Annotated in this window: 22 protein-coding genes and 1 other RNA gene; 12 read left to right on the forward strand and 11 right to left on the reverse strand. The window is 68.0% G+C overall.

Translation table 11 applies throughout. From position 1 onward, the window contains the following. Positions 1-32: 32 nt before the first annotated feature. The 5 genes from WS78_RS08645 to moaE all read left to right on the forward strand — a co-directional run bounded on the left by WS78_RS08645 (position 33) and on the right by moaE (position 5,608). On the forward strand, positions 33-1,361 hold the full coding sequence (locus WS78_RS08645) for a homoserine dehydrogenase (RefSeq protein ID WP_038744547.1): 1,329 nt from the start codon (positions 33-35) through the stop codon (positions 1,359-1,361). Between the two features lie 7 nt (positions 1,362-1,368). After that, on the forward strand, positions 1,369-2,820 hold the full coding sequence (thrC, locus tag WS78_RS08650; protein WP_059580797.1) for a threonine synthase: 1,452 nt from the start codon (positions 1,369-1,371) through the stop codon (positions 2,818-2,820). A 730-nt stretch (positions 2,821-3,550) separates the two neighbouring features. After that, on the forward strand, positions 3,551-4,837 hold the full coding sequence (locus WS78_RS08660) for a molybdopterin molybdotransferase MoeA (RefSeq protein WP_059580902.1): 1,287 nt from the start codon (positions 3,551-3,553) through the stop codon (positions 4,835-4,837). Positions 4,838-4,857: 20 nt separating this feature from the next. Then, on the forward strand, positions 4,858-5,115 hold the full coding sequence (gene moaD / locus WS78_RS08665; RefSeq protein ID WP_038744685.1) for a molybdopterin converting factor subunit 1: 258 nt from the start codon (positions 4,858-4,860) through the stop codon (positions 5,113-5,115). A gap of 10 nt (positions 5,116-5,125) precedes the next feature. After that, a complete protein-coding gene (moaE, locus tag WS78_RS08670; protein WP_059580802.1) occupies positions 5,126-5,608 on the forward strand; it encodes a molybdopterin synthase catalytic subunit MoaE in 483 nt (160 codons plus the stop codon). Between the two features lie 291 nt (positions 5,609-5,899). On the opposite strand, the gene WS78_RS08675 is transcribed toward moaE, so the two are convergent. Then, on the reverse strand, positions 5,900-6,451 hold the full coding sequence (locus tag WS78_RS08675; protein WP_038744683.1) for a group III truncated hemoglobin: 552 nt from the start codon (positions 6,449-6,451) through the stop codon (positions 5,900-5,902). 183 nt (positions 6,452-6,634) lie between these two features. Between WS78_RS08675 and WS78_RS08680 the strand changes: the two genes are divergently transcribed. Together WS78_RS08680 and clpB are read left to right on the forward strand one after the other, a co-directional pair. Further along, complete coding sequence (locus tag WS78_RS08680; protein WP_038744541.1) at positions 6,635-7,132, forward strand: Rrf2 family transcriptional regulator; 498 nt, start codon at positions 6,635-6,637, stop codon at positions 7,130-7,132. A gap of 207 nt (positions 7,133-7,339) precedes the next feature. Beyond that, positions 7,340-9,937 carry an ATP-dependent chaperone ClpB gene (gene clpB, locus WS78_RS08685; RefSeq protein ID WP_038744539.1) on the forward strand — a complete coding sequence of 866 codons (2,598 nt, stop codon included), beginning with the start codon at positions 7,340-7,342 and terminating at the stop codon, positions 9,935-9,937. A gap of 196 nt (positions 9,938-10,133) precedes the next feature. Here the strand turns inward: clpB and WS78_RS08690 are convergent, their stop codons facing one another. Both WS78_RS08690 and WS78_RS08695 read right to left on the reverse strand, forming a co-directional pair. Beyond that, entirely contained in the window at positions 10,134-10,556 is a 423-nt protein-coding gene (locus WS78_RS08690; RefSeq protein WP_038744537.1) for a YidB family protein, read from the reverse strand. Between the two features lie 77 nt (positions 10,557-10,633). Then, positions 10,634-11,242: a ComEA family DNA-binding protein gene (locus WS78_RS08695; protein ID WP_059580805.1), complete on the reverse strand. Its 609-nt coding sequence runs from the start codon at positions 11,240-11,242 to the stop codon at positions 10,634-10,636. A gap of 576 nt (positions 11,243-11,818) precedes the next feature. Here WS78_RS08695 and WS78_RS08705 point away from each other — a divergent pair. Together WS78_RS08705 and WS78_RS08710 are read left to right on the forward strand one after the other, a co-directional pair. Next, positions 11,819-12,304 (forward strand): MerR family transcriptional regulator, encoded by a 486-nt coding sequence (locus WS78_RS08705; RefSeq protein WP_038749112.1) that lies wholly within the window; start codon positions 11,819-11,821, stop codon positions 12,302-12,304. Continuing rightward, a complete protein-coding gene (locus WS78_RS08710; RefSeq protein WP_038749115.1) occupies positions 12,253-12,657 on the forward strand; it encodes a carboxymuconolactone decarboxylase family protein in 405 nt (134 codons plus the stop codon). The genes WS78_RS08705 and WS78_RS08710 overlap by 52 nt, the downstream gene beginning before the upstream one ends. 561 nt (positions 12,658-13,218) lie before the next feature. Here WS78_RS08710 and WS78_RS08715 read toward each other — a convergent pair. The 8 genes from WS78_RS08715 to trxA form a co-directional block, all read right to left on the reverse strand. Then, positions 13,219-14,571: an MATE family efflux transporter gene (locus tag WS78_RS08715; RefSeq protein WP_059580807.1), complete on the reverse strand. Its 1,353-nt coding sequence runs from the start codon at positions 14,569-14,571 to the stop codon at positions 13,219-13,221. A gap of 3 nt (positions 14,572-14,574) precedes the next feature. Continuing rightward, a complete protein-coding gene (locus WS78_RS08720) occupies positions 14,575-16,323 on the reverse strand; it encodes an ArnT family glycosyltransferase (protein ID WP_038749253.1) in 1,749 nt (582 codons plus the stop codon). A gap of 225 nt (positions 16,324-16,548) precedes the next feature. Further along, on the reverse strand, positions 16,549-16,812 hold the full coding sequence (locus WS78_RS08730; protein ID WP_010103191.1) for a type B 50S ribosomal protein L31: 264 nt from the start codon (positions 16,810-16,812) through the stop codon (positions 16,549-16,551). A 211-nt stretch (positions 16,813-17,023) separates the two neighbouring features. Further along, entirely contained in the window at positions 17,024-17,869 is an 846-nt protein-coding gene (locus WS78_RS08735) for a M90 family metallopeptidase (protein ID WP_038749123.1), read from the reverse strand. Between the two features lie 41 nt (positions 17,870-17,910). Continuing rightward, positions 17,911-19,467, reverse strand: a complete 1,557-nt coding sequence (locus WS78_RS08740) for an MFS transporter (protein ID WP_059580810.1) — start codon at positions 19,465-19,467, stop codon at positions 17,911-17,913. Next, positions 19,464-19,979 carry a MerR family transcriptional regulator gene (locus tag WS78_RS08745; protein WP_038749130.1) on the reverse strand — a complete coding sequence of 172 codons (516 nt, stop codon included), beginning with the start codon at positions 19,977-19,979 and terminating at the stop codon, positions 19,464-19,466. The genes WS78_RS08740 and WS78_RS08745 overlap by 4 nt, the downstream gene beginning before the upstream one ends. Positions 19,980-20,109: 130 nt before the next feature. Continuing rightward, positions 20,110-21,372 (reverse strand): transcription termination factor Rho, encoded by a 1,263-nt coding sequence (gene rho / locus WS78_RS08750; RefSeq protein WP_038749133.1) that lies wholly within the window; start codon positions 21,370-21,372, stop codon positions 20,110-20,112. A 194-nt stretch (positions 21,373-21,566) separates the two neighbouring features. Then, a complete protein-coding gene (trxA, locus tag WS78_RS08760; protein ID WP_009890789.1) occupies positions 21,567-21,893 on the reverse strand; it encodes a thioredoxin TrxA in 327 nt (108 codons plus the stop codon). A gap of 409 nt (positions 21,894-22,302) precedes the next feature. Between trxA and ffs the strand changes: the two genes are divergently transcribed. The 3 genes from ffs (at position 22,303) to WS78_RS08775 (ending at position 25,466) form a co-directional block, all read left to right on the forward strand. Beyond that, positions 22,303-22,401, forward strand: an RNA gene (gene ffs / locus WS78_RS08765) — signal recognition particle sRNA small type. A 159-nt stretch (positions 22,402-22,560) separates the two neighbouring features. After that, positions 22,561-25,047 carry a DNA polymerase III subunit gamma/tau gene (locus tag WS78_RS08770; protein ID WP_038749136.1) on the forward strand — a complete coding sequence of 829 codons (2,487 nt, stop codon included), beginning with the start codon at positions 22,561-22,563 and terminating at the stop codon, positions 25,045-25,047. Between the two features lie 92 nt (positions 25,048-25,139). Continuing rightward, the gene (locus tag WS78_RS08775; RefSeq protein ID WP_006026979.1) at positions 25,140-25,466 is read left to right on the forward strand and encodes a YbaB/EbfC family nucleoid-associated protein; all 327 of its coding nucleotides are present in this window, start codon (positions 25,140-25,142) and stop codon (positions 25,464-25,466) included. Positions 25,467-25,477: the final 11 nt, after the last annotated feature.

Consider the following 25,477-nt stretch of genomic DNA (forward strand, 5'->3'; position numbering starts at 1 on the left):
CCCCCCTTTTCACTCAATAGATCACACGCAGCATGGAACCGATCAAAGTAGGCCTGTTGGGCTTCGGCACGGTGGGCGGCGGCACCTTCAAGGTGCTGCGCCGCAACCAGGAGGAAATCAAGCGGCGCGCCGGGCGCGGCATCGAGATCGCGCGCGTCGCGGTGCGCAATCCCGCGAAGGCGCTCGCCGCGCTCGACGGCGACGCGAACGGCGTGTCGATCGGCGATGATTTCAACGCGGTCGTCGACGATCCGTCGATCGCGATCGTCGCCGAGATGATCGGCGGCACGGGCCTCGCGCGCGAGCTCGTGCTGCGCGCGATCGCGAACGGCAAGCACGTCGTGACGGCCAACAAGGCGCTTCTCGCGGTGCACGGCACCGAAATCTTCGAGGCCGCGCGCGAGAAGGGCGTGATGGTCGCGTTCGAGGCGGCCGTCGCGGGCGGCATCCCGATCATCAAGGCGCTGCGCGAGGGCCTGACCGCGAACCGCATCCAGTACATCGCCGGCATCATCAACGGCACGACGAACTACATCCTGTCGGAGATGCGCGACCGCGGCCTCGATTTCGCGACCGCGCTGAAGGCCGCGCAGGAGCTCGGCTACGCGGAGGCCGATCCGACCTTCGACATCGAAGGCGTCGACGCCGCGCACAAGGCGACGATCATGAGCGCGATCGCGTTCGGCGTGCCGGTGCAGTTCGACCGCGCGTACGTCGAAGGGATCAGCAAGCTCGCCGCGACCGATATCAAGTACGCCGAGGAGCTCGGCTACCGGATCAAGCTGCTCGGCATCACGCGCCGCACCGAGCGCGGCATCGAGCTGCGCGTGCACCCGACGCTGATTCCCGAGAAGCGCCTGCTCGCGAACGTCGAGGGCGCGATGAACGCGGTCGTCGTGCACGGCGACGCGGTCGGCACGACGCTCTACTACGGCAAGGGCGCGGGCGCGGAGCCGACGGCGTCGGCCGTCGTCGCCGATCTCGTCGACGTCACGCGCCTGCACACGGCCGACCCCGAGCATCGCGTGCCGCATCTCGCGTTCCAGCCGGACAGCCTGTCGAACACGCCGATCCTGCCGATCGAGGAAGTGACGAGCGGCTACTACCTGCGCCTGCGCGTCGCCGACCAGATGGGCGTGCTCGCGGACATCACGCGCATCCTCGCCGATTCGGGCATCTCGATCGATGCGCTCTTGCAGAAGGAGTCGGAGCAGGTCGACGACGCGAACGGCGAAACCGACATCATCCTGATCACGCACGAGACGATCGAGAAGAACGTCAACGCGGCGATCGCCCGCATCGAATCGCTCGCGACGGTCGTCTCGAAGGTGACGAAGCTGCGCATGGAAGCGCTCAACTGAGGACGACATGAATTACATCTCCACGCGCGGCGCCGGGATCGGCGAGCGCCACACGTTCTCCGACATCCTGCTCGGCGGCCTCGCGAAGGACGGCGGGCTCTATCTGCCGAGCGAATACCCGCGGGTGAGCGCGGACGAGCTCGCGCGCTGGCGCGCGCTGCCGTATGCGGATCTCGCGTTCGAGATCCTGTCGAAATTCTGCGACGACATCCCCGCCGACGATCTGCGCGCGCTCGCGCGCCGCACGTACACGGCCGACGTCTACCGCCACACGCGCCACGGCGAGAACGCAGCCGACATCACGCCGCTCACGACGCTCGGCACCGAGAACGGCACGCCGCTCGCGCTGCTCGAGCTGTCGAACGGCCCGACGCTCGCGTTCAAGGACATGGCGATGCAGTTGCTCGGCAACCTGTTCGAGTACACGCTCGCCAGGCACGGCGAGACGCTCAATATCCTCGGCGCGACGTCGGGCGACACGGGCAGCGCGGCCGAATACGCGATGCGCGGCAAAGCGGGCGTGCGCGTGTTCATGCTGTCGCCGCACCGGAAGATGAGCGCGTTCCAGACCGCGCAGATGTACAGCCTGCAGGACCCGAACATCCTCAACCTCGCGGTGAAGGGCGTGTTCGACGACTGCCAGGACATCGTGAAGGCCGTGTCGAACGATCACGCGTTCAAGGCGCGGCACAAGATCGGCACGGTCAATTCGATCAACTGGGCGCGCGTCGTCGCGCAGGTCGTCTACTACTTCAAGGGCTACTTCGCGGCGACGAAGTCCAACGACGAGCGCGTGTCGTTCACGGTGCCGTCCGGCAACTTCGGCAACGTCTGCGCGGGCCATATCGCGCGGATGATGGGGCTGCCGATCGAGAAGCTCGTCGTCGCGACCAACGAGAACGACGTGCTCGACGAGTTCTTCCGCACCGGCGCGTACCGCGTGCGCAGCGCTCAGGACACGTATCACACGAGCAGCCCGAGCATGGACATCTCGAAGGCGTCGAACTTCGAGCGCTTCGTGTTCGACCTGCTCGGCCGCGATCCGGCGCGCGTCGTTCAGCTGTTTCGCGACGTCGAGCAAAAGGGCGGCTTCGATCTTGTCGCGAGCGGCGATTTCGCGCGCGTCGCGGAGTTCGGCTTCGTGTCGGGCCGCAGTACGCACGCGGACCGGATCGCGACGATCCGCGACGTGTTCGAGCGCTACGGCACGACGATCGACACGCACACGGCCGACGGCCTGAAGGTCGCGCGCGAGCACCTGCAGCCGGGCGTGCCGATGGTCGTGCTCGAGACCGCGCAGCCGATCAAGTTCGGCGAGACGATTCGCGAGGCGCTCGGGCAGGAGCCGTCGCGCCCGGCCGCGTTCGACGGGCTCGAGGCGCTGCCGCAGCGCTTCGAGGTCGTCGATGCGAACGCGCAGCAGGTGAAGGACTTCATCGCCGCGCACACGGGCGCGTGACGTTCGGGCAACGTTAGCGGTTGCGGGCACGGCGGCGCGCGGCTCGTGCGATGCCGGCGTCGCTCGCCGGGCGAGGTGCGGTGCCGCACGTCGGCCCGGCCGCGATGCCGCGATGCGGGCGGCGCGCGCGCGGCGAGCCGGATGCGCGTCGCAACGGTTGCGGGCGCGACGCCGTGACGCGCGACGCTGCGCTGCACGGCATTTGCCGGAAGCCGGTCGATCGGCATTGGGCGCATGCCGTCAAGACCGCGACACGCATTCGTCGGATCAACATTCGTCGGATCAATGTCGGATGACATTGCGTTGCGGCTTGGGCGACATGATCAGCCTGACCGAAACAGCCCGACCGGATTACCCCGGTCGGGCTGTTTCCTTTTCGGGCGCTCATCGCTGGCGCGCACCGCACGGCGTGCCGATTAGGCGGAGGGGCGATGGCGACGAGCGACGGACCTCGCCGTTCGCGCCGGCAAGATCGTACGGGCGATCGCACCGGCCATTGCACCGGCCATTGCCCGGTAATCGCGCGACAACCGGATCGCCGCGCTATCCACTCCACGCGCCCGCCGTTTCCGAAGATCTGGCCGGCGAGCCGCGCGCGATTCGCTGCGCGCGATCGAATCGCTGCGATCGCGCGCCCACATTCACGCGGAGGCGTCGCTACAATGTCGCCATCCGGTCAATATTTCAATCGACGATGTCCCAGCCCAACACCCAGACGCCGCGCGCGCCGATGCTGTCCACGGCCGACGCGCTCGCGACGCTTCTCGCGGCCGCGCGTCCGCTCGCCGGAACCGAGACCGTCGCGACGCTCGATGCGCTCAACCGCGTGCTCGCGGCCGACGTCGTGTCGCCGCTCGACGTGCCGCCGATGAACACGAGCGCGATGGACGGCTACGCGGTGCGCATCGCCGATTTGACGCGCGGCGAGCGGCGGCTCGCCGTGTCGCAGCGCATCCCCGCGGGCCATCCGGCCGAGCCGCTCGCGCCGGGCACGGCGGCGCGCATTTTCACGGGCGCGTCCGTGCCGGCGGGCGCCGACGCGGTCGTGATGCAGGAGCAGACGGAGGCCGCGGGCGATCAGGTCGACATCCTGCACACGCCGACTGCGGGCGAATGGGTCACCGCGCGGGGCGCGGACATCCGTCGCGGCTCGGTGATCCTGCCCGCCGGCGCGCGGATGACGCCGCAGGCGATGGGGCTTGCCGCGTCGGTCGGTTGCGCGTCGCTCGCGGTCACGCGCCGCGTGAAGGTCGCGGTGTTCTTCACGGGCGACGAGCTGACGATGCCGGGCGAGCCGCTCAAGCCGGGCGCGATCTACAACTCGAACCGCTTCACGCTGCGCGGGCTCCTCGAGCGGCTCGGCTGCGACGTGACCGACTACGGCATCGTGCCGGACCGGCTCGACGCGACGCGCGCGGCGCTGCGCGAAGCGGCGCGCGGGCACGACGTGATCGTGACGAGCGGCGGCGTGTCCGTGGGCGACGAGGATCACGTGAAGCCCGCGGTCGAGGCGGAGGGGCGGCTCGCGCTGTGGCAGATCGCGATGAAGCCGGGCAAGCCGCTCGCGTTCGGCGCGATCCGGCGACATCGCGCCGGCGGCGGCGCGGCGGCGAGCGGCACGAACGACGCGAACGACGCGAGCGGAGCAATCGATGCAAGCGGCGCGAGCGGCGACGAAGCGTATTTCATCGGCCTGCCTGGCAACCCGGTGTCGAGCTTCGTCACGTTCCTGCTGTTCGTGCGGCCGTTCCTGCTGCGCGTCGCGGGCGCGACGCAGGTCGCGCCGCGCGCGGTGTCGCTGCGCGCCGATTTCACGCAGAACAAGGCCGACCGCCGCAACGAATTCCTGCGCGCGCGCGTGAACGCGGCGGGCGGCCTCGACCTGTTCCCGAACCAGAGCTCGGCCGTGCTGACGTCGACGGTGTGGGGCGACGGCTTGATCGACAATCCGCCGAATCACGCGATCAGCGCGGGCGAGACGGTGCGTTTCATTCCTTTTTCCGAAATGCTCGGCTGAAGCCGGGCGGCGTAGTGACGATGAAGATCGAACTGAAATTTTTTGCGAGCGTGCGCGAAGCGCTCGGCGTTGCGAGCGAGACGGTGACGGTGCCTGACGGCGTCGCGACGGTGGGCGACGTGCGCGCCTGGCTACGCACGCGCGGCGGCGCATGGGCGCAGACGCTCGCCGAGGGCCGCGCGCTGCGCATGGCGTGCAACCACACGATGACGGATGCCGGCACACGGATCACCGACGGCTGCGAGGTCGCGTTCTTTCCGCCCGTCACGGGCGGCTGAGGAGGCGGCGATGGCGACGGTACGGGTGCAGACGGACGACTTCGACGTCAGCGCGGAAATCGCGGCGCTGCGCGCGCGTAATCCGAAGGTGGGCGCGGTCGCGTGCTTCGTCGGCACGGTGCGCGACCTGAACGACGGCGATCCGGTCGACACGCTCGAGCTCGAGCACTATCCGGGGATGACCGAGAAGGCGCTCGCGGCGATCGCCGACGACGCGATCGCGCGCTGGCCCGGCATCGACGTCGCGATCGTCCACCGGGTCGGCAGGCTTCAACCGCTCGATCAGATCGTATTCGTCGCGACCGCCTGTGCGCATCGCGGCGACGCGTTCCAGTCGTGCGAGTTCGTGATGGACTACCTGAAGACGCAGGCGCCGTTCTGGAAGAAGGAGGCGACGCCCGCGGGCGAGCGCTGGGTCGATGCGCGCAGCGCCGACGATGCGGCGCTCGCGCGCTGGGGCGTCGAATCGGGGAACGCGAAGCGGTCGACGTAGGCGCGGCGTCGTCGGGAGCGACTTCGGCGGCAGCCGCACGCGATGTCGGGCGCGGCGATCCGGAGCGCGCGTTTTCCAGCGCCCGGTTCGGGGCGGCTCGGCGAACGAGAATGGTCGATCGCCAATTTTCATCGGCGAGATGCCGTACGTCACGGGCGTTTAAAACAGATTATTCGCGATTGCGTCGATTTCGATATCCAAACGTCCGCACTCGACGAATTTTCACGGTTGTTGTTCGGCGTGCCGCGCGGCGCTTTCAGGCGCGGCCGGGGCCGTGCTGCCGGCACGCGCTCACGCGTCGTCGCGCGTCGTTCGGCCGATGATCTTCGCCGGAAACGGCTCGCCGCGCGGCCGCTGCGCATGCGCGTCGTCGTTGCCCGGCCGCTTCGGCGCGATCAGGTCGAGAATCGCCTGCTGCTCGGCAGGAATCCGGTAATCCCAGCCGAAGCGGCTCAATTGCAGGCTCTGCGCGATCCGCAGCGCGGGCTCCATGAAGCGCACGGCCGCGGCGGGCTCGTAGCGCGCCTCGACGGTCTTCAGGAAAAGCGCGAGCCAGCGGCTGAAATGAGCGGGTTCGAGGCCGTCGAGCGGCTGGTGCGCGGCTTGCACGTTGCCGCGGTAGCTTTTCGTTCCGATCACGAGGCTCGACCAGAATTCGCCCATTTTCGGCAGGTGCTCGTCCCAGCGGCCGGCGAGCCTGCTCTCGAACACGGGGCCGAGGAGCGCGTCGTCGCGCACGCGCTCGTAGAACGCGTCGACGAGCGCGCGGATGTTTTCCGGGGTCGGTTCGGCGTCGCGAACGGGCGTCGCGGCGGCGGGCGAGGCGGTGGAAGCTTGGGTCATCAAAAAAAGGGCCGGGCAATACGGCAGCACGCGGGTGCGATTTTGTCGCACAATAATAAACGGCCACCCTCTCAATAAAAGTGCTGACGGAACGCATCTTATGACGCGGCCGTCTGATCGGCAATGGCAGACGCGCGATGCCTGCGCGAGCGCCGGTCGCACTGACACAACATCCATTTCGTAATGAGACTAACCGATTACACCGACTACTCTTTGCGCGTCATGTTGTTCCTCGCAGTCCGAGGCGAGGGCTTGTCGACGATCCAAGAGATCTCGGATGCCTACGGCATCTCCAAGAACCATTTGATGAAAGTGGTGCAGCAGCTCGGCGAGCTCGGTTGGATCGAAACGGTACGCGGCCGCAACGGCGGCTTGCGCTTGAACGCCCAGTCCGCCGCGCTCACGGTCGGCGAGGTCGTGCGCAAGACCGAAAACGATTTCGCGCTCGTCGGCTGCTTCGCGGACGAGTCCGAATCGCACCGCAGCTGCGTGATCCAGTCGGCGTGCCGACTGAAGGGCGTGTTCGTGGCCGCCCGCGACGCATTCTTCGCGGAGCTCGACAAGCACACGATCGGCGAGCTGTCGCAGCCGGCGTCGCAGCTCGCGATGCTGCTCGGCCTGACGCCGGTGCGGATCGTGCCCGCGGCCGAGGCTCGCGCGAGCGCGACCGCCGTCGGCTGACGGTGGCCCCCGCACGACGCCCCCCTGCAGGGGCGCTTTCCCGACGCTTCTTTCGCGTGCGCGGCTGCTCCATTCGCCGCGCCCGTCCTCCAGTGCCGCCACGCGCATGCGTGACGCGAGCCTTTGCTGTGCCTCAATGAAAAGCCGGCTTGAAAGGCGGATAACCATCCTCATCTGGTTGCCATTCGCATATTGGAGGTCTCATTCATGAGAATCGACAAGCTCACCACCAAATTCCAAGAGGCGCTCGCGGACGCGCAAAGTCTTGCCGCCGGGCGTGACAACCAATACATCGAACCCGTTCACGTGCTCGCCGCGCTGATCGCGCAGCAGGACGGCTCCGCACGCTCGCTGCTGTCGCGCGCGGGCGTGCACATCCAGGCGCTGCAAGGCGCGCTCAGCGAAGCGATCTCGCGCCTGCCGCAAGTGACGGGCACGGGCGGCGACATCCAGGTCGGGCGCGAGCTCGCGGGCCTGTTGAACCAGGCGGACAAGGAAGCGCAGAAGCTCAACGACACGTTCATCGCGAGCGAGATGTTCCTGCTCGCCGTCGCCGACGACAAGGGCGACGCGGGCCGTCTCGCGCGCCAGCATGGGCTCACGCGCCGCGCGCTCGAATCCGCGATCGCCGGGGTGCGCGGCGGCTCGCAAGTGCACAGCGCGGACGCGGAAAGCCAGCGCGAGGCGCTGAAGAAATACACGGTCGACCTGACCGAGCGCGCGCGTTCGGGCAAGCTCGATCCCGTGATCGGCCGCGACGACGAGATTCGCCGCTCGATCCAGATCCTGCAGCGCCGCACGAAGAACAACCCGGTGCTGATCGGCGAGCCGGGCGTCGGCAAGACCGCGATCGTCGAGGGGCTCGCGCAGCGCATCGTCAACGGCGAGGTGCCCGAGACGCTGAAGAACAAGCGCGTGCTGTCGCTCGACATGGCGGCGCTGCTCGCCGGCGCGAAGTACCGCGGCGAGTTCGAGGAGCGCCTGAAGGCCGTGCTCAACGACATCGCGAAGGACGAGGGCCGCACGATCGTGTTCATCGACGAGATCCACACGATGGTCGGCGCGGGCAAGGCCGAAGGCGCGATGGACGCGGGCAACATGCTGAAGCCGGCGCTGTCGCGCGGCGAGCTGCACTGCATCGGCGCGACGACGCTCGACGAATATCGCAAGTACATCGAGAAGGACGCCGCGCTCGAGCGCCGCTTCCAGAAGGTGCTCGTCGACGAGCCGAGCGTCGAGGCGACGATCGCGATCCTGCGCGGCCTGCAGGAGAAGTACGAGCTGCACCACGGCGTCGAGATCACCGATCCTGCGATCGTCGCGGCGGCGGAGCTGTCGCATCGCTACATCACCGACCGCTTCTTGCCCGACAAGGCGATCGACCTGATCGACGAGGCCGCGTCGAAGATCAAGATGGAAATCGATTCGAAGCCCGAAGAAATGGACAAGCTCGACCGTCGTCTGATCCAGCTGAAGATCGAGCGCGAAGCGGTGAAGAAGGAGCAGGACGAAGCGTCGCAGAAGCGTTTGCAGCTGATCGAAGAGGAGATCGAGCGGCTCGGGCGCGAGTACGCGGATCTCGAGGAGATCTGGACGGCCGAGAAAGCGGCCGTGCAGGGCAGCGCGCAGTTGAAGGAAGAGATCGACAAGGTGCGCGCCGACATCACTCGGCTGCAGCGCGATGGCAAGCTCGAGAAGGTCGCCGAGCTCCAGTACGGCAAGCTGCCGCAGCTCGAGGCGCGCCTCAAGCAGGTCACGCAGGCGGAGGAAACCGAGCAGCACAATCCGACACGCCCGCGCCTGTTGCGCACGCAGGTCGGCGCGGAGGAAATCGCCGAAGTCGTGTCGCGCGCGACGGGCATTCCCGTGTCGCGGATGATGCAGGGCGAGCGCGAGAAGCTCTTGCACATCGAGGAGAAGCTGCACGAGCGCGTGGTCGGCCAGAACGAGGCGATCGACGCGGTTGCCGACGCGATCCGGCGCTCGCGCGCGGGCCTCGCCGATCCGAACCGTCCGTACGGCTCGTTCCTGTTCCTCGGCCCGACGGGCGTCGGCAAGACCGAGCTGTGCAAGGCGCTCGCCGGCTTCCTGTTCGATACCGAGGAGCATCTGATCCGCATCGACATGAGCGAGTTCATGGAGAAGCACAGCGTCGCTCGGCTGATCGGCGCGCCGCCCGGCTACGTCGGTTACGAGGAAGGCGGCTATCTGACCGAGGCGGTGCGCCGCAAGCCGTACAGCGTGATCCTGCTCGACGAGATCGAGAAGGCGCATCCGGACGTGTTCAACGTGCTGCTGCAGGTGCTCGACGACGGCCGGATGACGGACGGGCAGGGGCGCACCGTCGACTTCAAGAACACGGTGATCGTGATGACGTCGAACCTCGGCTCGCAGCTGATCCAGTCGATGTCGGGCTCGTCGCAGGAAGAGATCAAGGACGCGGTGTGGAGCGAGGTCAAGCAGCATTTCCGCCCCGAGTTCCTGAACCGGATCGACGACGTCGTCGTGTTCCATGCGCTCGACCGCAGCAATATCCAGTCGATCGCGAAGATCCAGCTCGCGCGGCTGCACGACCGGCTCGCGAAGCTCGACATGGCGCTCGACGTGTCGGATGCGGCGCTCGAGCAGATCGGCAAGGTCGGCTACGATCCGCTGTTCGGCGCGCGGCCGCTCAAGCGCGCGATCCAGCAGGAGATCGAGAACCCGGTTGCGAAGCTCATCCTCGCGGGCCGTTTCGGTCCGAAGGACGTGATTCCGGTCGACGTGCACGACGGCAAGTTCGTGTTCGAGCGCGTCGTGCATTGATCGCCGCGTCTTGGCCCGGCGGCCCGGCGTGCCGGCGCTTGGATCGGCTCGCCGCTGTTCGGCTCGCCCAAGAAAACACCCCGCGCAAGCGGGGTGTTTTTTATCGGCGGCGCGTTCGTGCCGGTTTCCGGCGGCCGCCTCGGCCGAATGCATCGCGCGGGCGGTCCGCCGCGCGCGCGATGCGGTGCTTCGGCGCTTACGCCTGCTTGTTGCCGAACAGGCCCGCGAGCTGCGACAGCGTGCCGAGCACGTTCGACGTGTCGAGCTGGCCGTTCGCCGGCACTTCGCCGTTCGGCGTCGCGCCGTTGACGACGTGCGGCAGCACCTGCGCGAGGATGCCGGACGCTTGCTGCGGATCGATGCCGACCTTCTGCGCGATCGCGCCGACCGCATCCGAGCCGAGCACGTTCTGCAGCGTCTCGGGCGAGATCGGCTGGTTTTCGCCGTTGCCGATCCACGAGCCGATGATGTTGCCCGCGCCGCCCGCGTTGAACTTTTCGATGAGGCCGTTCAGGCCGCCCGGCTGGTTGTTGATGAACTCCAGCGCGGCGCTGACGAGTGCGTTCTGATTGCCGCCTTGGCCGCCGATCAGACCGCCAACGATGTCGAGTAGACCCATGATTCACCTGCTAGGTTGAGGCGGCGCCGCGAACGGCGCCGGTGGAGCGAAGACGCCGCGCGACGCGCGGCGCCGACTTATGCGCCCGATGCCGCGGACGCCGGCGTCGCCGCCTTGTTCTTCTTGCTCTTCTTCGAGCCCTTCGCCTTCGTCGTCGACGCGGCGGCCGGCGCGCTCGCGCCCGCCGTCGCATCGCTCGCCGCGGCAGCGGCCTTGTCCTTCTTCTTCGACGCGCGGGTCTTCTTCGCGGCCGGCGCGCTCGCCGCCGTCGACGGCGTGGTCGCGGCGGGGGCGGGCGTCGTCGCGGCCGGCGCGGGCGCGGCGCTCGTCGTCGTGGACGGAGCCGGCGCGGCGCTCGTCGCGGCTGCGGCCGGCTTCACCGTGCTCGTCTTCGCCTTCGCGCCCGTCGGCGGCGTCGACGAGCCGCCGATCGTCAGGCCCGCCGCCTCGAGGTTGGCGACCGACTTCGCGCCGAGGCCCTTCACGCGGTTCGCGAGATCGTCGGCGCTCTTGAACGGGCCGTTCTTCGCGCGCTCGTCGATGATCGCCTTCGACTTCACCGGGCCGAGGCCCTTCACCGATTCGAGCGCCGCCTGATCGGCGGTGTTGACTTCGACCGCGGCGGCGAACGCGGCGGTCAGCGAAAGCGACAGTGCGACGACCAGCATCAGCAGCTTCTTCAGCATGACGGGGGCTCCCTTTTGATGGAACGGATGAATGGCTGTCGGAACGAACGTCGGCGTGCGGCACGGACCGGGCGTCGCGTTCAAGCATAGGACAAATGCGTGCCCTTTTTAAGGCAGCGGCGCAATGTTGCGCATCGCCGGCGACACTGTAAAGGCTGCGGCCGCGCATGCGGGCGGGTTTTGACCATCTTTGACGGAAATCGGGGCGCAAGGCGAGGGGCGGGACGAAGGGGCGATGAGTGACCACGTTTTCGAGCTGCCGAACCGCCGAACCGCCGAATCGCCGAGCTGCCGAGCTGCCGAACCGCCGAACCGCCGAACCGCCGAATCGCCGAATCGCCGAATCGCCGAATCGCCGAATCGCCGAATCGCCGAATCGCCGAGCCGCCGAGCCGCCAAGCCACCAAGCCACCGAGCCACCGAGCCACCGATCCACCGATCCACCGATCCACCGATCCACCGATCCACCGATCCACCGATCCACCAAGCCACCGAGTTGGCATCGGCCGCGCGGCCGCTGGCCATCGCGCGGCGCTTGACTTAGAGTGCACTCTAAGTCCTAACCTCGAGAACGTCATGTCGAACGCACCGAAGCAAACGTCCCCGCGCGCGTTGACGATCGGCCAGGTGGCCGCGCTCGTCGGCGTGTCGACGCACACGCTGCGCTATTACGAGCAGGCGGGCCTGCTGCGGTCGATTTCGCGCACGCAGTCGGGACACCGGCTGTACGCGCCCGCCGACCTCGACTGGCTGCGCTTCGTGATGCGCCTGAAGGCGACCGGAATGCCGATCGCCGGAATGCAGGCGTTCGCCGAGCTGCGCGCGCAAGGCGATGCGACGATCGGCGAGCGGCGCGCGCTTCTCGTCGCGCATCGCGACGCGGTGCGCGCGCAGATCGACGCGCTGCAGACGAACCTTGACGCGATCGTCGACAAGATCGCGTATTACGAGCGGGCCGAGCGCGACGCGAATCGACAGGCGAATCAATCTCAACCGGATAAGGACGAACGATGGAATCTCGAATCGCGGAAGACCGCTATACGCGCGGCTGGAACAAGCTGAAGGAAATCGACGGCGAAGTCGGCGAGCGCGTGGTCGCGTCGCTCGCGCCGATCGCGCCCGACTTCGGGCGGCTGCTCGTCGAGTTCGGCTTCGGCGACATCTACAGCCGGCCGCAGCTCGATCTGAAGTCGCGCGAAATCGCGACGATCGCCTCGCTCGCCACGCTCGGCCACGCGCAGCCGCAGTTGAAGGTGCATGTCGAGGCGGCGCTGAACGTCGGGTGCACGCGCGAGGAGATCGTCGAAGTGTTCATGCAGATGGCCGTGTACGCGGGCTTTCCCGCCGCGCTCAACGCGCTGTTCGCCGCGCGCGAGGTGTTCGAGCGGCGCGATGCCGCGCACGCGCATGCGTGAGCGCGGCGTCGGCGGTCGGCGCGCCGACATGTGATGCGGCGCGCCGACGCGGCGCTTCGCAATGTGCGGGGTAGGGCGTCGCGCGCGAGATGCCGCAAGCGCGCGCGATCGGGCCGATTTCGGGTCGATTTCGGACCGATTCTCGCGCCTGGCGCGAGCTGCTCGCGGCGGCGGGCGCGGGCGGTCGCCGTTCGTGACGACGTCGGCTCGGATGGTCGGGCTCGGCGAGCGTGACGGCGACGGCGACGGCGACGGCGAGCCGCGCGATGCGGCGGTTGCGCAATCGGCGTGCGTACGGCGTCGACGCGCGCGTGATCGATCAAGGTGCCGCGCCGTCGCCATTCCGTCTGCAATGCGAAGCTACGCGGCGGCGGGCACGTTCATCACGCGGGCGGGTTTGCGCCCGGCTTGGCCGAGTGACGGGAACGCCCGCGCTGCCGTGGCGCCACGCGTGAGCATTGGCGCACGCGTGTCGGCACGCGCGACGCCGAACGCGCGGAAAGCGGCAACCCGAGCGAAAAAGGCATAAAACACGACGCAGTCGACATCGACCGCTCCCCGCTACGCACCGCTTGCCTCCCGTTGCCCGATCCGCCTCAGATAGAGCGCGAGCCCGCCGCCCGCGAGGATCAGACTCGCGGTGTTGGCGATCCAGAAGCCGCGCGCGCCGGTGAGCGACGCGGGCACGACGCCGCCGACGTCGAAGCCGAGCAGATAGCCGCCGCCGAGCCCGACGCCCCACAGCGCGATCGCGTAGATCGCGGTCGGCGCGACGGCGACTTTGTGCGCGCGCAGCACGAACGCGGTCGTGATCTGCAGCGCGTCGAAGAAGTGATAGAACGTGACGATCGCGACGAGCGGCATCGCCGCCGCGGCGACGGCCGGATTCGGCGTGTAGCCCGACACGATGAGCGGCCGCAGCGCGAACACGACGATCCCGTACACGCATGCAACCGCGCAGGCGAGCGCGATCCCGTGCCGGCCGAGCGAGCGCGCTTCGTCGAGCCGCTTCGCGCCGAGCGCGCGCGCGACGAGCGTCGACGAAGCGACGCCGATCGACAGCGGCGTCATGTAGAGCACGGCGCCGATGTTGCCGGCGATCTGATGGCCGGCGAGCGTCGTCGTGCCGAACTGCGCGATGAAGAGCGCCATGAACGTGTACGACGTGACCTCGATCAGATACGAGAGCCCCATCGGCACGCCGAGTGTGAGGAGCGCTTTCTGCCGCCGCCAGACGGGCCGCGTGAAGCGCGCGAAGATCGCGAGCGGCTCGAACACGTCGAGCCTCGCGAGCAGCGTGAAGCCGACGATCGCGAGCGCCCAGTTGATCAGCGTGCTCGCGAGCCCGCAGCCGGGGCCGCCGAGCGCGGGCACGCCGAGGCCGCCGAAAATGAACCAGATGTTGAGCGGCACTTTGATTGCGAGCGCGCCGAGCTGCAGGATCATCGCGAGCCGCGGCTTGCCCGCCGCGTTCGTCAGCGCGCTGTAGATCCGAAAGAGCAGGCTCGCGGGCAGCCCGAACGACAGGATGCGCAGATACGCGACCGTGCGCTCGGTGAGTTCGGCGGGCGCGTGCGCGATCCGCAGCAGCGGATGCGGGAAATGCAGCAGCAGGAAGCCGGGGATCGCGAGCAGCACCGCGAGCCATATCGCCTGACGCACTTCTTCGCCGATCTCCGCGTAGCGCCGCGCGCCGTACAACTGCCCGGCGATCGGCTGCAGCGCGGACAGGATGCCCGTCAGCGCGATGAACACGGACAGATAGATCGACATGCCGAGCCCAAGCGCGGCGAGATCGAGCGCGGAGAATCGGCCGACCATCGCGGTGTCGATCACGCCGAACGCGACGATCGCGAGCTGGCCGACGAGCACCGGCCACGCGAGGCCGGCGATTTTGCGAACGTCGCCGAACATCGGTCAGCGGGCCTTGGGCGGCGGGCGGCGCTTGACGGGCGTCTTCGGGCGCTCGATCCGTTCGTACAGTCGGAAGCGCTCGTCGCGGTCGGCGGCGCGGCGGCCTTCCCACACGAGGCGCCACACGTACTGCGACATCGAGCTCGGCTCGCCGAAGTCCGCGCGGTCCTGCCGCAGGATCACGTCGCAGTCGTCGGTGAACGAGAAGTGCATGTCGCCGAAGTAGGCGAACGTCGCGATCTGCGCGTCGCCAAGGCGCACGGGCGAGATGCATTCGTAGTCGGGCGGCAGGTGCGCGGCGATCTGCTGCGCGACGTCGCGATAGGTCCGGCTGTAGTTGACGATCGGCAGCCACAGCGTCATCAGCAGCACCCACATCAGCGTCGTGCCGGCGCTCGACAGCACGACGCTGCGCCACAGCACCTTCGGCTGACGCGAGATGCGCCAGCGCACGAGCATCAGCCAGCATGCGGTCGCGGCGACCGCGCAGACGAACGACAGCACCTTGAAGTGCGGCTCGTAGCCCGGCACGAGGCGGCCGAGGTTGCGCGCGAGCGGATGCGGGAAGCCCGTCAGCGACGCGAGCCACACGAGCCACACGAACGTGCCGAGGATCGTGAAGCTCAGCACCGCGAACCAGTCGATCGCGTTGATCGCGCCGCGCTTGAGCGTCGGCAGCGCGAACGTCGCGACGACGGCGAGCGGCGGCAGCAGCAGCATGTACATCCGGTTCGTCTGCTGGCTCTGCAGGATCACGAGCGCGACGAGCGGCGCGACGACCGACAGCGGAATCGCGATGTGCGGCCGGCGGCGCAGGCCCGCCCAGCTGACCCACGCCCAGATCGCGAGCGGCCACGCGGGCCACGTGAAGAGCGGCAGGTTCTTGGCCGCGTACGCGAGCACCGTCGTCGGCGGGCCGGAGAAGCGCATCAGGCTGCCGTGCAGCCATTGGTTGAAGAACCAGGCCGCGTCGTCGGGGAGCGCGACGTGCGCGGCGAGCGGCCAGATCGCGAACACGGCGACGGCGAGCGGCAGCCCGATCGCGGGCAACTGCGCGCAGCGGATTTCGGGCGTGACGAGATAGAGCGCGAGCGTGCCGACCGCGAGCGCGGCGACGAGCACCGGATTGCCCGACAGCGCGACGAGACCGAGCGCGAGGCCCCACCAGAGCGCGCCTTGCACCGGCTTGTCGATCGCGCGCACGAGCCCGTAGACGAGCATTGCGATCCACGCGAATTGCGCGAGCTGCGGCGTCGTTTCGTGGCCGCGCTCGGCGAGGCCGAAGCACGCGAGCAGGACGAGGAGCGCGCCGTCGGCGAGCGTGCGCCCGTAGTCGCGCGGCTCGGGCTCGCCGCCGAACGCGTACTTGAACGGCTGGATTTCGGCGCGCCGGCCGAGCAGGTATGCGGCGTACCAGACGAACGCGGACGCGACGCAGAACAGCACGCCCGCGTAGACCCGCGACGCGTTGCTCGCGTCGACCCACGGCAGCGCGCGGATCGCGAGGCTGCCGAGCCAATAGCCGAGGGGCCCGTCCGACGTGATGAACTTGCCGACGAGGTTCGGCAGCAGCCAGTCATGCAGGCCGCCTTGCGCCATCGTCCACATCACGCCGAAGCCCGCCGCGTCTTCGTTCTTCCACGGATCGCGGCCGAACAGCCCGAACGCCGCATAGACGATGCAGAGCGTGAGCAGCAGCCAGCGCGGCAGCGCGCGGGTGGCGGAAGCGGTAAGGCGAACGACAGGCTTCATGCAGATGGGCGGCAGAGGATGGGCGGCATGCCCGACGCGCGAGCGGCGGGCCATTTCGAGCATCCGGCATTGTAGACGCGCTGGACGGCGCGCGTCAGCGAACCGGACGGCCCGCGCGGCGCTCGGCGTCGGCGCGGGATGAGCGGGGACAAAAAAAGGCAGCCTGGGCTGCCTTTTTTGCGGAACCGGACCGGCGCGAGGCCGGTGCCGATCGGGGCGCGAGACTTACTTCGCAGCCTTGCCGCTGGCGCGTGCGCCGAACTTGTTCTTGAACTTCTCGACGCGGCCCGCCGTATCCATGATCTTCTGCTGGCCGGTGTAGAACGAGTGCGATTCCGACGACACTTCGATCTTCGCGAGCGGGTAGGTCTTGCCGTCGAGCTCGACGGTTTCGCGCGTCTGGATCGTCGAGCGCGTGATGAACTTGAAGCCGTTCGACATGTCTTGGAAGACGACTTCGCGGTAATCCGGGTGAATGCCTTGTTTCATGGTTTTTCCTGTGTAAGAGCGGTAGCCAGCCCGCCGCTTGCGCATCGCGGCGCGCCTCGCTTCGTGTCCGGACAGCCGGGCATGCGTGCAGGGCGCGCCGTGAATCGACGCCGGTCGGCGCTGCGCGGTGCGAAAGCCCGGCGCGAGCCACTTGCCTAAGGTCGAAAGCTCGCGATTATGCCAGAAAATCAGAAGCTTGGCGAATTTTTCGTCAGGCGTGCGCGGCGGGCTGCGCGAGGCAGCCCGTTTTCGCGGGGTCCTGGCGGTAATAGCGGGCGAGCAGCCGGTACAGCTCCGGAAATTCGGACTCGAACGCGCGCGGCTTGACGAAGAGCGCCTCGCTGCAGACCGCGAAGAATTCCGACGGGTGATCGGCCGCATAGGGATCGATCAGCGAATCGCGCTCGAAACGCGCCCACGCGCGCTCCGGCACCGCGTCGACGCGATCGCAGAACTGGTCGTACGCGTGGTCGAACACGTCGGCCCAGCGTTCGGCGTCGAGGTCCGGCGCGTGCCAGCGGCGAAAAAGGGGGGGGTGGCCGTCGGCCGGGCCGCTCATCATGTCGATCTTGTGCGCGAATTCGTGGATCACGACGTTGTACGCGTCCGAGCCGTCCGACATCTGCACGTCCTCCCACGACAGGATCACCGGCCCGCCTTCCCACGCTTCGCCGCTCGCGTCGTGCTCGACTTCGTGTACGACGCCGTCCTCGTCCTCGACCGTCTTGCGGATCACGAATTCGCCCGGATAGACGACGATGCCGACCCAGCCGCGATACAGGTCGAGCCCGAGGTTCAGCACGGGCACGCACGCCTGCACGGCGACGCCAGCGACGATCGCGTCGGTGAGCTCGAGCCCGTGCGCGGTCGAAAACGACTTTTGCGCGAGAAAGAGGCTCGCCGTTTCGCGCAGCCGCGCCAGGTCTTCGCCGGACAGGTAAGACAGGAACGGCAGGCGCTCGAGCGTCTCGCGCCACAGCGCGTCGGGAATCGGGTGCGAGCGCAGTGCGCGGTCGCGGCGGCGCGCGTCGAGCCACTGGGTGAGTTTGGCGAGCATCGGGGAGAAGAGGGCGTGAAGCGACAGGCGCTAAACGTACCTCAATCGATCTCTTTTTGCCAGGCGGCGAAGATGCCGCCGCAGATCGCGACGCCCGCGAGGAAATAGAAGCCGTCGAGCGACGCCAGGAACGACGCCTGTTGGGAGATCGTCCGGCTCACGGTGACGAGCGCGAGCGCGTGCGCCTCGGAGAGCGCGTGGCCCGCGGCCGCGAAGCCGCGCGCGAGCGTGTCGAAGGTCTGCTGGAACAGCGGGTTGTAGACGTTCGCCTGCTCGACGAGCCGCGTCTGGTGCACGGCGAGCCGATGCTGCTCGACGATGATGACCGACGCGGTCGCGAACGAGATCGTCAGTTGCCGCACGATGTTCTTCAGCCGGTAGCCGTGCGAGTACTCTTCGATCGCGAACACGCGGAACGTCAGGTTCGCGACGGGCAGCACGATGAAAAGGAGCAGCAGCCCGCGCATCAGGAGCGGCACGACGAGCGCCGCTTCGCCGATGTCGGGCGCCATCCGCGTCATCCACAGCGCGGCGAACGCGGCCATCGCGAAGCCGGGCACGATGATCCACTTCTTGTGCGTGAGAAGCTTCGCGTAGCGCAGATAGACGAAGAGCGCGCTCGCCGAGATGAGCGACATCGTGCCGACGAGCCGCCCCGCGTTCTCGACCGGATAGCCGAGCCCGGTTTCGAGAAAGCGCGAGATCAGATAGCTGTAGCCCGTCGTCTCGTAGTAATAGAACATGTAGAGCAGGAGGCCGACCTGGAACGTGCGCTCGCGAAACGCGTGCAGCCGCACGAGCGGCGCCGGATGATGCCACTGGTGATGGCCGAACCACGCGAGCGCCGCGAGGCCGCCGACGGTGAGCAGCACGAGCTGCGGCGAGCCCGCGAAGAGCTCGAAGCGTACCTGCTGCATCACGATTTGCAGCGCGCCCTGCGCGAGCGCGAAGATCACGTACGGCCAGAAGTGGGCGCTGCCGCGCTCCTCGGGCGGCGTGTGGCCCGAATCGGGCAGCGCGACGAGCGCGAGCGCGGCGAACAGGATGCCCGTCGGCACCGTGCTCGCGAAAAGGGCGCGCCACGTGAAATGCGCGACGAGGAGGCCGCCCGCGATCGGCGCGAGCGCGCTGCCGAGCAGCAGCATGATGAGGAACGCGCGCGTCGCGGGCGGGCGGTCCTTCGGCGAGAAGCTGACCTGGATCAGGATTCGGCACGCGCCCATCATCGGGCCGATGAAATAGCCTTGGAAGCCGCGCGCGAAGGCGAGTTGCAGCGATGTGTCCGCAAGCGCCGCGGCCGCCGCGCCGAGCGAGAACATCAGCATGCAGCCGGCGACGTAGCGGCGGTGCCCGAGGCGGTCGACCCACCATTGCTGTTGCAGGATGCCGAGCACGGCCGTCACCGCGTACGCGCTCGACGCCCACACGAGTTCGTCCGGCGAAGCGTTGATCCCGCCCGCGATGTAGCTCGCGAAGAACGAGAACGCCGCGTTGTCGAAGTAGTCGAGGCCGGTGACGATCGCGAGCACCCATGGAAAGAAATCGCCGCGCAGGTTCGCGACGCTCCAGAGCGGCGGCCGGCCCCGCGCCGCGTTCATGCGTCGGGCCCGCCCGTTTTGCGCGGGCCCGGCGTGCGGCCGCGCGCGGCGGCGCGGCGTTGGGCGATCAGCTCGTCGGGGTTTTCGCCGGCGAGCCGGCGCTCGACGTAGTGGATGTCGTGCTGCAGTTCCTTCTTCAGCGCGCGCACTTCCTTCAATTCGCGCTGCGCGGCGGCGATGCGCGCATCGAGCGTCGCGATCTGCTGCGACAGATCCGCGTGGATGTCGCGCAGCGACGCGTCCGAATAGCGCCGCCGTCCGTCGCCCGTCGGCTCGAGCGGGCGCTTCAGCATCTCGGTGATGCCGTGCAGCGAGAATCCGAGCGCGCGCAGCCGCAGGATGCGCTCGAAGCGCTCGAGATCCGCCGCGTCGTACAGCCGATAGCGGCCTTCGCTGCGCGACGGCGTGACGAGCCCGCGCTCCTCGTAGTACTTGAGCGTGCGCGGCGTGACGCCGAGCCGCTCGGCGGCGTCGCGTACGGTCAGCAGCAGGGTGGATGGGGCGTCGCTCATGGCGCGGAACTCTCCGGATGGCGAAGGATCGATGTCCGCGATTATAGATCAACGTGTACGTTCACGTACAAGTTTGGCGATAAAAAAAACGCCCGGCGAGCGGGCGGTTTTTCGTGGCGGCGTGCGTGCGTCAGCCGCCGCGGCGCATCAGGTCGAAGAACTCGGAGTTGCTCTTCGTCTGGCGGATCTTGTCGAGCAGGAATTCCATCGCCTCGACTTCGTCCATGTCGTGGATGAATTTGCGCAGCACCCAGATCTTCTGCAGGATCTCGGGCTTGATCAGCATTTCCTCGCGGCGCGTGCCCGACTTGTTCAGGTTGATCGACGGATACACGCGCTTTTCCGCGAGACGGCGCTCGAGGTGCACTTCCATGTTGCCGGTGCCCTTGAACTCTTCGTAGATCACGTCGTCCATGCGGCTGCCGGTTTCGATCAGCGCGGTGCCGATGATCGTGAGCGACCCGCCTTCCTCGATGTTGCGCGCCGCGCCGAAGAAGCGCTTCGGACGCTGCAGCGCGTTCGCGTCGACACCGCCCGTCAGCACCTTGCCCGATGCGGGGATCACGGTGTTGTACGCACGCGCGAGACGCGTGATCGAGTCGAGCAGGATCACGACGTCGTGCTTCATCTCGACGAGGCGCTTGGCCTTTTCGATCACCATTTCGGCGACCTGCACGTGGCGCGTGGCCGGTTCGTCGAACGTCGATGCGATCACTTCGCCCGCGACCGAGCGCTGCATTTCCGTCACTTCCTCGGGGCGCTCGTCGATCAGCAGCACGAACAGGATCACGTCCGGGTGGTTCTGCTTGATCGCATGCGCGATGTGCTGGAGCATCACGGTCTTGCCCGACTTCGGCGACGCGACGAGCAGGCCGCGCTGGCCCTTGCCGATCGGCGCGATCATGTCGATGATGCGGCCCGTGACGTTTTCCTCGCCGCGCATTTCGCGCTCGAGCCACAGCGGCTTGTTCGGGTGCAGCGGCGTGAGGTTCTCGAACATGATCTTGTGTTTCGAGGCCTCGGGCGGCTGCCCGTTGACTTTGTCGACCTTCACCAGCGCGAAGTAGCGCTCGCCGTCCTTCGGCGTGCGAACTTCGCCTTCGATCGTGTCGCCGGTGTGCAGGTTGAAGCGGCGGATCTGCGACGGGCTGATGTAGATGTCGTCGGTGCTCGCGAGGTACGACATTTCCGGCGAGCGCAGGAAGCCGAAGCCGTCCGGCAGCACTTCGAGCGTGCCGTCGCCGAAGATCGTTTCTCCCGTCTTGGCGCGCTTTTTGAGAATGGCGAACATCAGCTCCTGCTTGCGCAGGCGGTTCGCGTTTTCGATCTCCAGGCCGTTGGCCATTTCGATCAATTCGGAGACGTGCAGAGACTTGAGCTCGGATAAATGCATACGGAGATCCCGCCAGGGAGGAGATGCGACGAAAGATATAGGGAGGAGGGCGAGCGGAAGCGCTCAGAGACTTATATGCGTCTTATCGACGTTTTTGATTCTAGCATAGGCCGATTCAGGCTTGAGCGACCGATCGGCGGATTTAGCGGCGCACGTGTTGCCGGCTGACAACACGTGCGCGACGGCGCATCGATTTAGAGATGGCTGTCCAGGAACGCGGTGAGTTGCGACTTCGACAGCGCGCCGACCTTCTGCGCGGCGACCGCGCCGTTCTTGAAGAGGATCAGCGTCGGGATGCCGCGCACGCCGAACTTCGCGGGCGTCGCCTGGTTGTCGTCGACGTTGATCTTCGCGATCTGCAGCTTGTCGCCGTAGTCCTTCGCGACTTCGTCGAGGATCGGGGCGATCATCTTGCACGGACCGCACCACTCGGCCCAGAAGTCCAGCAGGACCGGCTTGTCGGACTTGACGACGTCCTGCTCGAACGATGCGTCGCTGATGTGTTTGATCTGTTCGCTCATTGGGTCAATACCTCTTTCGGTTCGGGGACTGCCTGCGCCGGCTGCCCACGGGCTTTGCCGGTCGCCGGGGCAGGAAGCTCCGCTCTTGCGAAAAGAAGGGCGTGAGCGCTGCATGCCGCGGCTCGCGGGTCATTCGGGCGTCATATTAGCCTAAATTGCTATCCGCTGTTGACGGCGATAGTAGTCGTCACGCGAACAGGGATGCGTAGCATTTCAGGCGTGTCGCCCGCGTGCGCATCAAATGGGCCCGGCGCGGCGAATTGCAAGAGGCGGGCTGCGCGCGGCGTCGGGTGTGCGAGAACGCGGCGTCGGGGGCGCGCGAATCGGCGGCGGTCGGGCTCTCGCGATTTGTCGTCTCGTATGCGAATAACGGTCGCGTCGTGCGCGAAGCGATGTTAGAATGCACCGTGACGGGCCTCCTCGCATGGTGGGGCGGTCAACCTGGTCAGGTCGGGAACGAAGCAGCCACAGCCGTTTTCCGCCAGTGCCGAGGGTCGGGCTCGTCACCTTCCGCTTGTCTTCTCGTGCTTGTCTTTCCGTCTTTCCCGCGCGCGCTTCCGTTTTTCCTCCTTTCGTTTCGCTTCCCGATCGGCGTCGGCATGCATGCGTTTCGCGGCGTTCAACCTGTCGGCGCGGCGCGGCGCAGCGTTGCTGATACAATTTCCTGATGACCTATCAAGTTCTCGCACGCAAGTGGCGTCCGAAGGATTTCGCTTCGCTCGTCGGCCAGGAGCACGTCGTCAGGGCGCTCACGCACGCGCTCGACGGCGGGCGTTTGCATCACGCCTATCTATTCACGGGCACGCGCGGCGTCGGCAAGACGACGCTGTCGCGCATCTTCGCCAAGGCGCTCAATTGCGAGACGGGCGTCACGTCGCAGCCGTGCGGCGTGTGCCGCGCGTGCCGCGAAATCGATGAAGGCCGCTTCGTCGACTATGTCGAGATGGACGCGGCGAGCAATCGCGGCGTCGACGAAATGGCCGCGCTCCTTGAGCGCGCGGTGTACGCGCCCGTCGATGCGCGCTTCAAGGTCTACATGATCGACGAAGTGCACATGCTGACGAACCACGCGTTCAACGCGATGCTGAAGACGCTCGAGGAGCCGCCGCCGCACGTCAAGTTCATCCTCGCGACCACCGATCCGCAGAAAATTCCCGTCACCGTGCTATCGCGCTGCCTGCAGTTCAATCTGAAGCAGATGCCGGCCGGCCACATCGTGTCGCATCTCGAGCGGATTCTCGGCGAAGAGCGGATCGCGTTCGAGCCGCAGGCGCTGCGTCTGCTCGCGCGCGCCGCGCAAGGCAGCATGCGCGATGCGCTGTCGCTGGCGGATCAGGCGATCGCGTATTCGGCGAACGAAGTGACGGAAGCCGCGGTGTCCGGCATGCTCGGCACGCTCGACCAGACTTACATGGTGCGGCTCCTCGACGCGCTCGCCGCGGCCGACGGTCCGCAGATTCTCGCCGTCGCCGACGAAATGGCGCTGCGCAGCCTGTCGTTCTCGGCTGCGCTCCAGGATCTCGCGAGCCTGCTGCATCGGATCGCGTGGGCGCAGTTCGCGCCGGCGTCGGTGCTCGACGAATGGCCCGAAGCGGCCGACCTGCGCCGCTTTGCCGAGTTCCTGAGCCCGGAGCAGGTGCAACTCTATTATCAGATCGCGACGGTCGGGCGCGGCGAGCTCGGCCTTGCCCCCGACGAATACGCGGGCTTCACGATGACGCTGCTGCGGATGCTTGCGTTCGAGCCGGCGCCGACAGGCGGCGGCGCGCCGGGCGGCGGGTTGCCCGCGCAGGCGGCCGGCGCCGCGCCGAAGTCGAACGCGCGAGCGGCTGCGGTGCTCGGCGCACCGGCGGCGTCCGCGGCCGCCGGGGTGCAGGCGCCGAAGGCGACTGTCGCGCGCGCGGCCGCGGCTCGCGCCGACTTGCCGACCGTGCAGACCGAGCCGGCAGCGGCCGAGCGAAGCGGCGAGGCCGCCGCGAGCGCGCGTGTTACGACGGACGTCCGCTCGGACGAGCGCGGCGCGCCGTCGCGCGCCGCCACGCCGGACGCCGATCCAGGCCTCGATCAAGGCCTCGATTCGGGCCTTGATTCCGACGCGTCGCCGAACGCTCAGCCGGGCGCCGCATCCGAATCAGCACCGAGTTCGGCCGCATCGCCCGAATCGACGGCCGCCACGGAGTTCGACGCGGCCGCGCAGGATTGCGCGGCATCGGAGGCTGAAGCGGCCGATGTGCCGGCCTCCACCGCACCCGTGCCGCAAGCGCCGGCCGAGGCGCCCGCCGCTCCTGCCGCCGCCGCTTCGGCGTCGCGCGCCACCGGCGCGGCCGCCGCACTCGACGTGCTGCGTAACGCGGGCATGCGCGTGTCGTCCGATCGCGGCCGAGGCGCCGGCGCGGGCGCAGCGCGCGCGGCTGCGCCCGCCGCCCCCGCCGCGAAATCCGCGCCGCGCGTGCAGGTGCCCGTTCCGACGCCACGCACGCGCCCGGTGCAGGGCGGCGCTTCGCCGAATGGTGCCGCGCGCGCCGACGCGAGATCCGGGGCGCGCAACGCGCCGCCGCCGTGGGAGGACATCCCGCCCGACGATTACGTGCCGTTGTCGATCGACGACGGCTTCATTCCGCCCGACGACGGTTTCGTCCCGGTGTTCGACAGCGGCCCCGACGATGTTCGGGTCGCGCCGAAGCCGGCGCCCGCGCCACCCGTCGACACGCGGCCGCTGCCGGAGCCGATTCCGCTCGACGCGATCGGCTTCGACGGCGAATGGCCGACGCTCGCGGCGAGCCTGCCGCTCAAGGGCGTCGCTTACCAGCTCGCGTTCAGCAGCGAACTGACGTCGGTCGACGGCGGCGCGCTCAAGCTGTCGGTGCCGGTGCCGCAATACGCGGATGCCGCGCAGGTCGCGAAGCTGAAGGCCGCGCTCGCGGACGCGCTCGGCAAGCCGGTCGACGTCGCGGTCGAGGTCGGCCCGGCGCGCCGCACCGCGGCCGCGCTCGCCGCCGCCGAGCGCGCGAAGCGGCAGCGCGACGCCGAGCACGAGATGAGCGCCGATCCGTTCGTCCAGCAGTTGCTGCGCGAATTCGGCGCGAGCATCGTCGAGGGCTCGATTCGGCCCGTCGGTCCGGAGTCGGACGGCGCGGCGCCGACGCTGCATTGACGCGAATCGGTCGCATCCCGCATCCGATTCCCATATTCATGAGCGGGCGCTAAGATCGCGCCCGTTCGCAATCGATTAGAAGGAGCAAGTCCATGATGAAAGGCCAACTCGCCGGGTTGATGAAGCAGGCCCAGCAGATGCAGGAAAACATGAAGAAGATGCAGGAGCAACTGGCTCTCATCGAAGTGGAAGGCCAGTCGGGCGCGGGGCTCGTCAAGGTGACGATGACCTGCCGCAACGAAGTGCGCCGCGTGTCGATCGATCCGAGCCTGCTCGCCGACGACAAGGACATGCTCGAGGATCTCGTCGCCGCGGCGTTCAACGACGCGGTGCGCAAGGCCGAGGCGACGTCGCAGGAGAAGATGAGCGGCATGACGGCGGGCCTGCCGCTGCCGCCCGGCTTCAAGCTGCCGTTCTGACGATGAACCGT

Source organism: Burkholderia savannae (genome assembly GCF_001524445.2).
Lineage (GTDB): Bacteria > Pseudomonadota > Gammaproteobacteria > Burkholderiales > Burkholderiaceae > Burkholderia > Burkholderia savannae.

What these genes read in the sequence shown, in the direction of transcription:
- WS78_RS08645 (WP_038744547.1), top strand. Translation starts at nt 33, where the DNA reads ATGGAACCGATCAAAGTAGGCCTGTTGGGCTTCGGCACGGTGGGCGGC.
- thrC (WP_059580797.1), top strand. Translation starts at nt 1,369, where the DNA reads ATGAATTACATCTCCACGCGCGGCGCCGGGATCGGCGAGCGCCACACG.
- WS78_RS08660 (WP_059580902.1), top strand. Translation starts at nt 3,551, where the DNA reads ATGCTGTCCACGGCCGACGCGCTCGCGACGCTTCTCGCGGCCGCGCGT.
- moaD (WP_038744685.1), top strand. Translation starts at nt 4,858, where the DNA reads ATGAAGATCGAACTGAAATTTTTTGCGAGCGTGCGCGAAGCGCTCGGC.
- moaE (WP_059580802.1), top strand. Translation starts at nt 5,126, where the DNA reads ATGGCGACGGTACGGGTGCAGACGGACGACTTCGACGTCAGCGCGGAA.
- WS78_RS08675 (WP_038744683.1), bottom strand. Translation starts at nt 6,451, where the DNA reads ATGACCCAAGCTTCCACCGCCTCGCCCGCCGCCGCGACGCCCGTTCGC.
- WS78_RS08680 (WP_038744541.1), top strand. Translation starts at nt 6,635, where the DNA reads ATGAGACTAACCGATTACACCGACTACTCTTTGCGCGTCATGTTGTTC.
- clpB (WP_038744539.1), top strand. Translation starts at nt 7,340, where the DNA reads ATGAGAATCGACAAGCTCACCACCAAATTCCAAGAGGCGCTCGCGGAC.
- WS78_RS08690 (WP_038744537.1), bottom strand. Translation starts at nt 10,556, where the DNA reads ATGGGTCTACTCGACATCGTTGGCGGTCTGATCGGCGGCCAAGGCGGC.
- WS78_RS08695 (WP_059580805.1), bottom strand. Translation starts at nt 11,242, where the DNA reads ATGCTGAAGAAGCTGCTGATGCTGGTCGTCGCACTGTCGCTTTCGCTG.
- WS78_RS08705 (WP_038749112.1), top strand. Translation starts at nt 11,819, where the DNA reads ATGTCGAACGCACCGAAGCAAACGTCCCCGCGCGCGTTGACGATCGGC.
- WS78_RS08710 (WP_038749115.1), top strand. Translation starts at nt 12,253, where the DNA reads ATGGAATCTCGAATCGCGGAAGACCGCTATACGCGCGGCTGGAACAAG.
- WS78_RS08715 (WP_059580807.1), bottom strand. Translation starts at nt 14,571, where the DNA reads ATGTTCGGCGACGTTCGCAAAATCGCCGGCCTCGCGTGGCCGGTGCTC.
- WS78_RS08720 (WP_038749253.1), bottom strand. Translation starts at nt 16,323, where the DNA reads ATGAAGCCTGTCGTTCGCCTTACCGCTTCCGCCACCCGCGCGCTGCCG.
- WS78_RS08730 (WP_010103191.1), bottom strand. Translation starts at nt 16,812, where the DNA reads ATGAAACAAGGCATTCACCCGGATTACCGCGAAGTCGTCTTCCAAGAC.
- WS78_RS08735 (WP_038749123.1), bottom strand. Translation starts at nt 17,869, where the DNA reads ATGCTCGCCAAACTCACCCAGTGGCTCGACGCGCGCCGCCGCGACCGC.
- WS78_RS08740 (WP_059580810.1), bottom strand. Translation starts at nt 19,467, where the DNA reads ATGAACGCGGCGCGGGGCCGGCCGCCGCTCTGGAGCGTCGCGAACCTG.
- WS78_RS08745 (WP_038749130.1), bottom strand. Translation starts at nt 19,979, where the DNA reads ATGAGCGACGCCCCATCCACCCTGCTGCTGACCGTACGCGACGCCGCC.
- rho (WP_038749133.1), bottom strand. Translation starts at nt 21,372, where the DNA reads ATGCATTTATCCGAGCTCAAGTCTCTGCACGTCTCCGAATTGATCGAA.
- trxA (WP_009890789.1), bottom strand. Translation starts at nt 21,893, where the DNA reads ATGAGCGAACAGATCAAACACATCAGCGACGCATCGTTCGAGCAGGAC.
- WS78_RS08770 (WP_038749136.1), top strand. Translation starts at nt 22,561, where the DNA reads ATGACCTATCAAGTTCTCGCACGCAAGTGGCGTCCGAAGGATTTCGCT.
- WS78_RS08775 (WP_006026979.1), top strand. Translation starts at nt 25,140, where the DNA reads ATGATGAAAGGCCAACTCGCCGGGTTGATGAAGCAGGCCCAGCAGATG.